The following is a 12,788-nucleotide window of genomic DNA, read 5'->3' on the forward strand; positions in this document are numbered from 1 at the left end:
AGGATTAAACAAGACCTATCAATATAATTATATACTTATGAAAATCGCGTTAGCACAGCTCAACTATCACGTAGGTAATTTTGAATCGAACACTAATAAAATCATTGACCATATCATCAAGGCAAAAAACCACGGGGCCGACCTGGTTGTATTTGCCGAACTATGTGTTTGCGGCTACCCTTCGCGCGATTTTTTAGAATTTGATGAGTTCATTGGCCTGTGCGATGATGCTGCTAAAAAGATTGCCGAAGTATGTATTGATATCGCCTGTATCATTGGCCTGCCAACCCCTAACCATAAAACCGAAGGTAAAGACCTGAGCAATTCTGCTTATTTTATTGAGAATGGTAAGGTGAAAGCGGTGGTGAACAAAGCCCTGTTACCTAACTATGATGTGTTTGACGAATATCGCTATTTTGAGCCTTCAACCGAGTTTAGCTGCATTGAGTTTAAAGGAAAACGTATAGCACTTACTATTTGCGAAGATCTTTGGAATACTATCGAAAACCCGCTGTATGTTACCCGGCCGATGGATACACTTATTCATCAAGATCCGCATGTGATGATCAATATAGCGGCGTCGCCATTTGCTTATAATCATGATGAAGAGCGCATTGAGATATTGAGCGACAATGCCAGCCGTTACAAGCTGCCTTTATTGTACGTTAACCATGTGGGCGCACAAACCGAACTGATATTTGACGGCGGCTCTCTTGTGTTTGATAATACCGGAAAGCTGATTGATGAAATGCCTTATTTTGAGGAAAGCCTGGCCTATTACACGCTTAACGAAGACAATACGCTGAGCTTTGATCATCCTACAACTATAAAAGCAGAACGCCCGGCGGATATTGAGCAGATCCATCAGGCCGTGATTCTGGGTATCCGCGATTATTTTTATAAATCGGGATTTAAGCAAGCTATTTTAGGTTTATCAGGCGGTATAGATTCGGCTGTTGTTTGCGCGCTGGCTGCCGAGGCGCTTGGCCCGCAAAATGTGATGGCTGTGTTGTTGCCTTCTCGTTTTTCAACAGATCATTCATTAAAAGACGCGCAGGATCTGGTTGATAACCTTGGTTGTAAGCACGAGATTGTGCCTATCAAAAGTATTACCGAAGCATTTGAAACGGCTTTAAACCCGCAATTTGATGGCCTGCCATTTAACATTGCCGAAGAGAATATTCAATCCCGCAGCAGGGCAGTTTTGTTGATGGCGATGTGTAATAAGTTCGGTTACATTTTGCTGAATACCAGTAACAAGAGCGAAGCTGCTGTAGGTTACGGCACTTTGTATGGTGATATGTGCGGTGGTATCTCGGTTATTGGCGACGTGTACAAAACACAGGTTTTTGAGCTTGCGCGATATATTAACCGTGATAAGGAGATCATCCCGATCAATTCAATCGTTAAACCACCATCGGCAGAGTTAAGGCCCGACCAAAAGGATACCGATTCGCTGCCCGAGTATGACGTGCTTGATAAGATCCTGGCCGAGTATATCGAAAACCGGTGTTCATCGGCAGAGATCATCAGGATGGGTTATGACGAAGCCACTGTTAAACGCGTAATTAAGCTTACCAATTCGGCAGAGCATAAGCGCTACCAGACCCCGCCTATTTTGAGGGTGTCGCCAAAAGCGTTTGGTATGGGACGAAGAATGCCAATTGTGGGTAAATACTTGTCGTAACAGCTAATTTTTTCACTCTTTAACCAATAAGTATACGAATGTTGTAAAGCAGCGTTGGTTTTATTTTAGTTGAGGCTGATTTTTCTTAAAATTGCCTATCTTTCAAACCAATGATTAAACTTTACACAATTATTTCGTTTTGCTTTTTGCTATCAGTTGTGGCGACAAACGTCATGGCCCAGCAACCTTTGATCAGTGAAAAAAACAAGGTTCAGCTGAATGATATCTCAAAGCAGGCGCTCACAGACTACCAGGTATCTTATAAAAAGGCAGTATCATTGGCCGCAACACACGGCTGGACGCTATCACGCCGTACAAAAAGTGGCAACCTGCTTACCCTGCAGGGCGTTAATAAATTAGGGTTCCCGATATACCTCATAACACATAACAATACCACTGCGGCAGCTACTACAGGTACCAATACCTTACAACCAGGTGGTTCACTGGGCTTGAATTTATCCGGCTCGTCAGATTTTTTAAGCAATAAACTGGCCATATGGGACGGCGGTGCGGTTTACAAAGCCCACCAGGAGTTTGCAGGTAAAACCATTACCCTTAAAACTACCGCATCTGTAAATGATCATTCATCGCATGTGGCTGGTACTATGATAGCCAAAGGAATTTACGCGCCTGCCAAAGGGATGTCATTTGGTGCAACAACGTTGCTATCCTACGATTTTAATAATGACGAAGCTACCATGAGCGCCGCTGCCGCTAACCTGTTGCTGTCAAATCACTCCTATGGGGTAGTTGCCGGTTGGGATTATAACGATTCGGCGGCTCGTTGGGAATGGAATGGTTTACCCGGTGATACGGTTGACTATAACTTTGGTTTTTATGATGCTAAAACAGCCAACTGGGATAAGATAGCATATAACGCGCCATATTATCTTATAGTTGAATCGGCCGGTAATGAACGGTCAAGCAATGGTCCGGCTGTTGGTGAAACCTACTACGGCTATAAAAGCAAGACCGATCAAACCTTTGTAAGTAAAGGTGCGCGGCCTGCAGGTATCAGCAATAACGATGGCTATGATATTATCAGCACAAGCGGTAATGCCAAAAACATACTCACTGTAGGAGCAGTTTACCCGTTGCCCTACGGGCCTAAAGTAAGGGAGAATGTAGTGATTGCCCCCTTCAGTAGTTGGGGGCCGACTGATGACGGTCGCATTAAGCCCGATATTGTGGGTGATGGTGTAAATGTACTTTCGGTTGGTGTTGATAACACTACATCATATCTTACGCTGTCGGGTACTTCAATGGCTGCTCCTAATGTTACAGGGTCGCTTTATTTATTGCAGGAATATTATGCTAAGCAAAACGGTGGGGCGTTTATGCGTTCGGCTACATTGAAAGGATTGGTTTGCCATACCGCTTTTGACGCCGGAAATGTAGGCCCCGATTATATTTTTGGCTGGGGTTTACTGAACATGCCGGAAGCCGCGCAAGCAATAACCGATAACGGTGGCAAAAGCATAGTAAGTGAAAAAACGTTAAGCCAGGGACAAACACAAACCTATAATGTAATAGCATCGGGCAACCGGCTGCTGGCTGCAACCATAGCCTGGACAGATCTGCAAGGCACGGCCACTACGGAAGGGGTAATCAACAGCCGTACCCCTAAACTGGTGAATGATCTTGATATCAGGGTGAGCGATGGTACTACTACTTTTACTCCCTGGGTGCTTGATCCGGAGAAACCGGGTTTTGCCGCGACTCATGGTGATAACATCCGTGATAATATTGAGCAGGTATATATCCCTAACTCGGTTCCCGGCAGAGCGTATACCATTACAGTATCACACAAAGGCACTTTATCATCCGGATCACAAGCCTATTCGCTCATTGTTACAGGAGTTGGCGGAACTGCTTATTGCGCTTCGGCCCCGCTTTCAAGTACCGATTCGAGGGTTGATAACTTTAAACTGGCTAATATTGATAATTCTCCTGCTGCAGGTTGCACAAGTTATTCGGATTACACCAGTCTCACCGCGCAGCTTGAACAGGCTAAAACATACCCTTTAAGTATTACGCTGGGCACTTGCGGCAACAATTTCAATAAAGCCGCCAAAGTATTTATCGACTGGAATGCCAACGGTGTTTTTGAAGATAACGAGCTGGTTGCTACAACCGGTATCATTAATGGTGCGGGTACTTATAATACCAATATCACTGTACCCGGTACGGTAGTTGCCGGCGCATATAGCCTGATGCGGGTTGTACTTACCGAAACAGGTGACGCATCAACTATTAAAGCTTGCGGTACTTATGCCAAAGGCGAAACACAGGATTACAGGGTACAGTTTCTGCAAACCAGTATCGATGCGGGCGTTATCTCTATCGTAAGTCCGGGTAGTAGTGGTTCATGCTCAGAAAGTACGCCTGTCACAGTGCGAATTAAAAACTTCGGTAACGCGGCTATCAATAATATTCCTATTACGGTTACCATTACCGATGCCAATAACCTTACAACTACTTATAACGAAACTTATAAAAGCTCGTTGCCTGCCTTAGCCGAAGACAACTTTACCTTTAGTCAGCAGTTTAACGCGGTTGCGGGTGCTTCTTACACAATTACTGCCACCAGTAAACTTACTGGTGATCCGGTTAGTAGCAATAACTCGACAACAGCTAATGTGGTGATTAATTCGCCGGCAATCATTGGTGATCTGAGTGCTTATTATTGTGCCACCACCAGCCAATACGAGTTATTTGGTACCGGCGACGGTACCGTATTATGGTATCAGAATGCTAACGACGTTTTACCTATAGCTGCAGGGAGTGAAGCTTTAACCAGTCAGGCTCCGGTTAATAATACCTATTACGCGGGTATTAATGATTTTAAAGGAACTATTGGCGCTGCCACTAAAGGCGCTTTTACGGCTGGTGGATATAACCAGTTTACGCCTTATATAACTGTAAATACCAAGGTGCCGGTGCTCATTAAAAGCGCGCGTCTTTATATTGGTAATTCGGGTAAGATTACCTTTAACGTAGCTAACGCTAACGGGCAGATTGTTTCTTCAACTTCTATCGATGCTGTTGCTACGCGCACTACGCCGCTGGCCGGTGCACAGCCCGATGATCCAAATGATCAGGGGCAGGTGTATGACCTTAACCTGTCGTTACCGGCTGCCGGTGACTACCAGATCTCCGTTGATTTTGCAGATCAGGCTACCATATACCGGAGCAACGGAGGGGTAACGGGGTATCCTTTCAAAATAGGCAATATATTTAGTATTACCGGCAACAGTGCCACCGCAACCAATGGTGATACCACAGCATATAAAGACTACTACTACTATTTTTACGATATGAAGGTGCAAAGCCTGGGCTGCGCGTCTGCCGCACGTAAAGCGGTAACATTAAGTAAGCCGGTTATCACCCAGGCAAATAACACCCTCACCTCGAGCTTTAATGATGGTAACCAATGGCTGTTGGATGGTAACGTTATAAGCGGGGCTACAGCCGTGACTTACAATCCAACACAAAGCGGAAAATACCAGGTACAGGTTACTCTGGCTAACGGCTGCGCGGCACAGTCTGATAATTATTTTTATGCGCGGGAAGGTGTCGCCGGGAATAAGAGCGAGATAGGATTAAGCGCATTCCCGGTACCGGTAAGTACCAATTTGAATGTGGTGTTTTCGGCTAAGGAAGCCGCCATTATGAAACTATCGCTTATCAATGCCGGTGGCGAAGCTGTTTATCAAAGTGCACAGCAAAATATTGATCAGGGGCCTTATAGCACCACCCTTAACGTGAGCAGGCAAACACCGGGAGTGTATGTGTTAAAAGTATTACTGGGGCAGAAGGTTTATTCACAAAAAATTATCATCACCCGTTAAGCAGGTGATGATAGCTTTCCATTAATTTTTAGAAGGTATATTTTACGCCCAGTCCGGGTGCAATGTCAAAGAAGGGGCCTCTCGCCAACTCCAGACGTGGGTTAAGGTCAAGGCTGATAGCGATAGGGGCAGAGGGTAGTACATATTCTAAACCGATTACCGCATCGGCACCAATCAGGATGTGTTTGCCATTATAGTATTCGTCATCGCCACCAAAGCGTTTGTAGTAACCACTGCCTACCGAACCAAGGTGACCACCAAAGCCATAATAAAAGCTTAGTTTATCAACGTTAAAGGCTTGCTGGTTTAATTCGTATAAACCCGTTAGTACCGCGCCATGATCGCGAATGCCTAAAATGCCTTCAAGCGCTGTGCCTTTATCCATAAAGTATTTAACGGATGGACCAATCTCGTATGCGCCAAACTTTAAACCTACTGCTGTTTTATAGTCCTGGGCTTGTGATTTTTTGCTGATAAGTAAAAGGGAAACGGAAAGAAATAAAAGGTACGTTAATTTTTTCATGCAGATGAATTTAATGATTGACAATATTGTAGCTGTAACAAAAAAGTGACCAGCTTGTTTAACTCAATTTGAGCTTTTATATTTTATGCAAATAAACGGCAGAATTGACTTTTTATGGTATTAGCCCGGGAAAAACATTCCTGTTTTGTTTCTATTGGATTGGTTTCCAGCGTGAAAGAATAGGGGTGGATTGTTAAATTAAGTGTCTGAATGATATAAATTAGTGAAAATTAAATTGTTGTAATGACTATAAACTTCTTCAAAGCAAATAATCCGAAATGCCGGTTCCTGTTTTTTGCCGTAATGTTTTTCACCCTGGCTGGCTGTGCGCCGGGGCAACTGGGATTGAACAACAGCGGTCAATACCACAACGGAATGGTGGTTTGCGCCTATCCTGATGCAGCACAGGTTGGGCTTGATATATTGAAAAAAGGAGGTAACGCGGTTGACGCCGCTGTCGCGGTTCAATTTGCTTTAACCGTTACTTTACCCGAGGCCGGTAACATAGGCGGAGGTGGCTTCATGGTTTACCGTGCGGGTGATGGCAAAACAAGTACGCTCGATTTTAGGGAGAAGGGCCCTGCTGCCGCCAATGCTAACATGTACCTCGATTCGGCAGGCAACGTAATTCCTGATATGAGCCTGTATACACACAAGGCCTCGGGCGTGCCGGGGTCTGTTGATGGCATGGTGGAAGCTCATCGTAAATATGGAAAACTGAAATGGGCCGACCTGGTACAACCTGCTATTAACCTTGCCCGTAATGGTTTTAAGATAACCAAACACCTGGCGAAGGATCTGAACAGTGCCGCCGAACAGTTTAAAAAGTTAAATCCCGGTAAAAACTACCTGGTAAAGGATGGCGAATGGAAAGAAGGTGATTTACTGTTGCAGGAAGATCTTGCCAAAACATTTGAACAGATCCGAGATAAAGGTCGCGATGGGTTTTACGACGGCCCGGTTGCTGATTTATTAGTCGCTGAAATGAAACAAGGCAACGGACTCATCACCAAGGCCGATCTTAAAAACTACCATTCCGTTTGGCGTAACGCGCTTATTGGTCAATATAAGGAATATAAGATCATCACTATGCCGCCGCCGTCAAGTGGCGGGATTGCCTTATTACAACTGTTGAAATCGGTTGAGCCTTATCCGCTTAAACAATGGGGATATAACCAGGATTCTACCATCAGGCTTATTGTAGAGGCCGAACGCAGGGTATATGCCGATAGATCTAAATATCTTGGCGACCCGGATTTTTATAAAGTGCCGGTTGATAGCCTGCTCAGGCCGGCTTATATCACATCCCGTATGAAAACTTTTAGCTGGGATGCTGCCACGCCAAGCACCAGTATCCAACCAGGTTCATTTGTTGGTTATGAAAGCGATCAAACTACCCATTATTCTATTGTTGATAGGTATGGAAACGCGGTATCTATCACAACTACATTGAACGACACTTTTGGCTCAAGGATTTTTGTAAGCGGGGCGGGTTTTTTGCTTAATAACGAAATGGACGATTTCAGCTCAAAACCGGGAGTGCCAAACATGTACGGACTTATCGGCGGCAAGGCAAACAGTATCCAGCCAGGTAAACGGATGCTATCATCCATGACCCCAACCATTGTTGAAAAAGATGGTAAATTGTTTATGGTGGTTGGCACCCCCGGTGGCTCAACCATTATCACCTCGGTTTTTCAAACCATACTCAACGTAATTGAATTTAATCAGAGTATGCAACAGGCAGTTGCTTCAAAGCGTTTCCACAGCCAATGGTTGCCCGATGAGGTAACTGTTGAAAAAGACGGTATTGATAGCGTTACTGTGAGCAAACTGCAAAGTAAAGGATACAAAATAGTAAGCAGGCAATCCATCGGCAGGGTTGATGCCATCATCAAAACCAAATGGGGCTACTACGAAGGCGGTGCAGACCCGAGAGGGGATGATACAAAGATGGGTTGGTAACGATAGTTAGTTTAGTTGCAGGGGCCGCTTAGTTGCAGCAGCAGTGACAGTAGCAGTAAAATGTTTATAAAATGGCTGCTCGATTTACTGAACGGTTGTGCATGAACAACTAAATAACTGCCGCTGCTACTGCAACTGCCACTATCATAACCAGTCCAAACAGCCACTGCAACTAAATTTGCGTAATCAATATCCATTTCTTACGTTTGGTAGGCATGCATAATAATGTAAAACACCAGGAAACTATCGACTATTTTATAAAAATAGTGTGGCAAACCATGGCTAACCGGTACAACCAGTTAGTTACGGAGTTTGGCTTTACACAATCAATAGGTTACCTGCTCATTAATATCGACGAAAAAGAAGGCACTACCGTATCGCAGGCGGCGGCCTTGCTGGGGCTTAAATCAACCAGCTTGTCACGCATGCTCAGTCAGCTGGAAGCCACCGGTCTTATTTACCGCGAAAGTAACGAGGGGGATAAACGCTCAGTTAAGATATACCTTACCCCCTTAGGTAAAGAAAAACGGCACCAGGCCCGAGTAATAGTAAGGCAGTTTAATAACTACCTTGACGCCAACATCAGCGAAGCCGATAAACAGCACCTCATCGAAACCCTTAAAAAACTCAACAAGCTTACAGTTAATTATAAACCCTGAGTTTGCTGCGCGTCATTTACTTCGCAGTCATTTACTTCGTGTCATTGCGCTGCGCTGTCGTTACGCGTTGCAGTCATTTTGCTTCGCAGTCATTTTGCTATGCAGCCATTTTACTTTGTATCATTAAATGTTAATTTCTTGTGGTGCAGTGGTCAATGACCAATGACAGCGCAGCGCAATGACTGACGTAGCAAAAAATGACTGCGAAGCAAAATGACGGTAGTACACTTTTACTTCAAATCGAACGTTTTAGCTTCAAAATATCCGCTGTGGGATGTTATAAACGGTGCCTGCTTTTTATTAATTGTTAAAAAGTGTTAAGCTGCCGTTTTTCTATTTTAAAAGAATAAATTTGCCTTTTGAATTGATGAACAGGATTCTGTTAGTTTTACTGCTGTTAAGCACCATTATTTTCGGATGTGTTAAATCATCTGTCGACCCTGCTGTACAATACCGGGCACAAGCCGCTATTGATGATAAGATAATCAGCGATTATTTGGCTGCCAATAGTACGCTTAAAGCTAAGCGGGTAGATACAACAGGTGTTTACTATATTGTGAATGACGGCGAAGGCGGAACCGGTAATGTTCTTTATACCAATTCGACACAGGTTACAGTTGGTTTTACCGGCAAGGTCCTGACATCGGGTTTTGTGTTTGCGCAAACAGATCAGTTTCACCCCAGCTATGTACTGGGAGCTGTAATTAAAGGCTGGCAGTTAGGCATTCCACAGATAAAACCGGGAGGAAAGGTGAGGTTGCTGATCCCTTCGCGTTATGCTTACGGGCCATATGCGCAGGATTCGATACATTTGCCGGCTAATTCGGTACTTGATTTTCAAATTCAGTTGTATGGCGTAACCAATTAATAAAGCCTGATAAAAAAGAATAATATAAGCCAGGAAAAGCAAAGCGCTTTTGGCGGTTAAAAAGACAAATTATAATAAATGAAACAAACAATTTTTACGCTCTTAGTACTTATCTCTATAGGCTTTATGTCGTGCCGGAAAGACAGGAACGACCCTGATATTAAACAATACGACGAATCTCAGATAAAAAATTACATAGCTGCAAACGGCATTACAGATATGCTTCGTGATACTACCGGTGGCGATACTTCCGGTATTTACTACAAAATAATATCTCAGGGCCGCGGTACCCCAATGGATTATTCAGATCAGATCTCTTTTGTATTTACGGTTCGCACGCTTGACGGAAAGTTTATATCTGTTGACTCTTTAAACCAGAACCACTATTATGGCTATTTAGGCCATATCAGTAGTTCTTTGCCTAAAGGCCTGCAAACGGCTGTTCATAACCTGATAAAATATAAAGGAACATCGGCAAGGGTTATCATTCCATCGCATTTGGCTTATGGCGTTAATGGTTATGGAACCGGTAGTTCAAGCAACGCCAATACCCATATTGGCGGTAATCAGAGTTTGGATTACTATATCAATGTGGTTTCAAACCAGGAGCTTTATGATGATGCTATTATCACTAATTACATCAAATCCAAAGGCCTTACCGGTTTTGCCAAAACAGCAGATGGGGTGTATATAAAAGTGGCTACGCCTGGTACTGGTTCAGATCTGATTGATCTTGATTCATACATAACTTATACCTATTCGGGTAAAATTTTGAGTGATGTTGTATTTGACGCGAACTCTACATCTTCGTCTCTTACCGTTAGTAGTTTTGTAAAGGGTGTACAGGAGGGTTTAACCGGACAAACTTCTGGTGCAGCTATATCAATGATAATACCTTCGAGATTTGCCTACGGTACAACTGGCACCAGTAGTGCAGGCTCAGGTGGAATAACTTTAGGCGCTAATACAGTGCTCTACTTTGATTTTACTGTGTCTGCGGTTTCTAATTAATATTTACTTAGCCAGCGCTTTTTTAAACGCTGCTAAACACCGGTCGCGGGCTTTACTGTGATCAACAATGGGTTTTGGATATTTGCTGAAGTCGGCATATTCCGGAACCCATTTTTTTATGTATTTAAGTTCGGGGTCAAACTTTTTGGTTTGGGCTTCGGGGTTGAAGATCCTGAAGTACGGCGCGGCATCGGTGCCCGAACCTGCTGCCCATTGCCAGCCGCCAACATTGCTGGCCATTTCATAATCCAGTAGTTTGCGGGCAAAATAACGTTCGCCCCAGCGCCAGTCAATCAGCAGGTCTTTACTTAAAAAACTGGCTACTATCATGCGTACCCGGTTATGCATAAAGCCTGTAGCATTTAGCTCGCGCATGCCCGCGTCAATGATCGGGAATCCGGTTTCACCTTTGCACCAGGCGTCAAATTGTTTTTCATCGTTTACCCAATGAATGCGGTCATATTCCGGTCTGAAAGCGTGGTCCATCGTATGCGGAAAATGATGGAGGATCATCATATAAAATTCGCGCCAGATGAGCTCATTGAGCCAGGTTTTATCATGATAACTATGAGCTGTACTTGCCAGTTCACGAATGCTTACTGTACCAAAACGCAAATGCATGCCAATATGCGAAGTGCCTTTAACGGCCGGGAAATCTCTTTGCTCTTTATAATCTTTAATAACACTTTCGTAGCCTTTATCCGGCAAAGGCATATCGCTTTTTTCAAAGCCCATCTCTTTTAATGTCGGTACAGATAGGGCCTTGGTTTGGTAAAGGTTTTTGAGATACTTTTTTGTAGGATAGGCCTTTAAATAAAATGGCTTTAACGCACTGTACCATTTACGCTGGTAGGGGGTATAAACCGTGTAAGGTTTGCCATCATCTTTTGTCACTTCATCCTTTTCAAAAATTACCTGGTCTTTATATGTTTTGAAGGGGATGTTATGCTTTTTAAGTTTTGCGCGTACCTCTTCATCTCGTTTGGTGGCGTAGGGTTCATAATCATGATTGGTATAAACTTCGGCTATGTTATACGTTTTGATCAGCTCGTCCCAGGCATGAACGGCATTATCATAGAGTACCAGTAAACTGCCGCCATGTTTGTGCAATTGGGCGCTTAAATCTTCAATGGTTTGATAAATGAACGTAACCCGGGTATCATCTTTATCTTCCAACTGGTCAAGAATTTCCTTATCGAAAATAAATACAGGCAATACTGGGTTGCCGCTTTTGAGGGCATGATATAGCCCGGCATTATCATCAAGCCTTAAATCGCGGCGGAACCAGAATAAAGTTACAGGTGTTTTATGATCCATAAATATCAGTTAATGCCGCATCCAGATCGGTATATTTAAATTTAAACCCGGCATCTTCAATTTTTTGTGCCGATACTTTGGTACTGCCCAATACAATGCTGCTCATTTCGCCCAATAAAAGCTTGAGCAAAAAGCCGGGTACATTGGGCGCCCATAATGGTTTGTGTAAATGTTTGGCAACGGCCTGGGTGAGTTGTAGATTGGTAACAGGATTGGGCGCAACCATATTGTAAACACCATTGAGGTCTTTATTTTCGATGCCTAACAGGTACATATCCACAACGTCAAGCCAGTGGATCCAGGATACCCATTGTTTACCGCTGCCAATGGGCGAGCCAACCAACAATTTGATAGGTTTTGCAAGTGTTGGCAGCGCTCCGCCATTTTTATCCAAAACCACCCCGGTACGGAATTTTACAGTGCGGATGCCGAGTTTTTCTACCTCGTTAACCGCGTCCTCCCATAACACACAACATTGAGATATAAAATCATGGGTAGGGGCGTTGGTTTCAAACATCAGCTCATCGCCCCGATTACTGTAATAACCAATGCCAGATGCGGAAACTACAGAAGTAACCTGGTGCTGTTTGCGCTTCATCAAATCATAAACCAGCTCAATAGACTTCACTCGGCTATCAATCAGGTCTTTTTTGCGGGCCTCTGTCCACCTCTTCTCCGCTATGCCCGAACCGGCAAGGTGTACAATGGTATCAACGCCATCGATACAACGCTCGTCGATGATACCTTTATTGATATCCCATACATAGGTTTTTATCCGGGCATCATTACCCGCTTTGCGGCTTAAATGACTAACAGTATAGCCTTTAGCTAATAAGGCCGTGGTAAGGTGCCTGCCCAATAATCCTGATCCGCCGGTTAGTAATATACTTCGTGTCATTTTTTACTT

At 43.9% G+C, this 12,788-nt stretch carries 9 protein-coding genes; 6 read left to right on the top strand and 3 right to left on the bottom strand.

Features of this window, described 5'->3' with window-relative positions; genetic code table 11:
* The first annotated feature begins 37 nt into the window (after window positions 1-37).
* Window positions 38-1,687 (top strand): NAD+ synthase, encoded by a 1,650-nt coding sequence (locus EAH55_RS28205; RefSeq protein ID WP_121812623.1) that lies wholly within the window; start codon window positions 38-40, stop codon window positions 1,685-1,687.
* 110 nt (window positions 1,688-1,797) lie between these two features.
* On the top strand, window positions 1,798-5,538 hold the full coding sequence (locus tag EAH55_RS28210) for a S8 family serine peptidase (protein WP_121812624.1): 3,741 nt from the start codon (window positions 1,798-1,800) through the stop codon (window positions 5,536-5,538).
* Window positions 5,539-5,566: 28 nt separating this feature from the next.
* On the opposite strand, the gene EAH55_RS28215 is transcribed toward EAH55_RS28210, so the two are convergent.
* On the bottom strand, window positions 5,567-6,061 hold the full coding sequence (locus EAH55_RS28215) for a hypothetical protein (protein ID WP_112568642.1): 495 nt from the start codon (window positions 6,059-6,061) through the stop codon (window positions 5,567-5,569).
* Between the two features lie 243 nt (window positions 6,062-6,304).
* On the opposite strand from EAH55_RS28215, the gene ggt reads away from it, so the two are divergent.
* From ggt to EAH55_RS28240, 4 genes are all read left to right on the top strand, one after another.
* Window positions 6,305-8,026, top strand: coding sequence for a gamma-glutamyltransferase (ggt, locus tag EAH55_RS28220; RefSeq protein ID WP_394339814.1), 1,722 nt, complete (start codon window positions 6,305-6,307; stop codon window positions 8,024-8,026).
* Window positions 8,027-8,241: 215 nt separating this feature from the next.
* Window positions 8,242-8,685: a MarR family winged helix-turn-helix transcriptional regulator gene (locus EAH55_RS28230; RefSeq protein ID WP_114941674.1), complete on the top strand. Its 444-nt coding sequence runs from the start codon at window positions 8,242-8,244 to the stop codon at window positions 8,683-8,685.
* A gap of 367 nt (window positions 8,686-9,052) precedes the next feature.
* Window positions 9,053-9,553: an FKBP-type peptidyl-prolyl cis-trans isomerase gene (locus EAH55_RS28235; RefSeq protein WP_162997081.1), complete on the top strand. Its 501-nt coding sequence runs from the start codon at window positions 9,053-9,055 to the stop codon at window positions 9,551-9,553.
* Window positions 9,554-9,631: 78 nt separating this feature from the next.
* Window positions 9,632-10,564 (top strand): FKBP-type peptidyl-prolyl cis-trans isomerase, encoded by a 933-nt coding sequence (locus EAH55_RS28240; protein ID WP_121812627.1) that lies wholly within the window; start codon window positions 9,632-9,634, stop codon window positions 10,562-10,564.
* A gap of 3 nt (window positions 10,565-10,567) precedes the next feature.
* Here EAH55_RS28240 and EAH55_RS28245 read toward each other — a convergent pair whose 3' ends face one another.
* The gene (locus EAH55_RS28245) at window positions 10,568-11,881 is read right to left on the bottom strand and encodes a cryptochrome/photolyase family protein (RefSeq protein ID WP_121812628.1); all 1,314 of its coding nucleotides are present in this window, start codon (window positions 11,879-11,881) and stop codon (window positions 10,568-10,570) included.
* Window positions 11,871-12,779 (bottom strand): TIGR01777 family oxidoreductase, encoded by a 909-nt coding sequence (locus EAH55_RS28250; RefSeq protein WP_121812629.1) that lies wholly within the window; start codon window positions 12,777-12,779, stop codon window positions 11,871-11,873. Before EAH55_RS28250 ends, EAH55_RS28245 begins: the two co-directional genes overlap by 11 nt.
* Between the last annotated feature and the right edge of the window lie 9 nt (window positions 12,780-12,788).

The sequence above is a fragment of the Mucilaginibacter kameinonensis genome, assembly GCF_003675385.1.
GTDB classification, from domain to species: Bacteria; Bacteroidota; Bacteroidia; order Sphingobacteriales; family Sphingobacteriaceae; genus Mucilaginibacter; species Mucilaginibacter kameinonensis.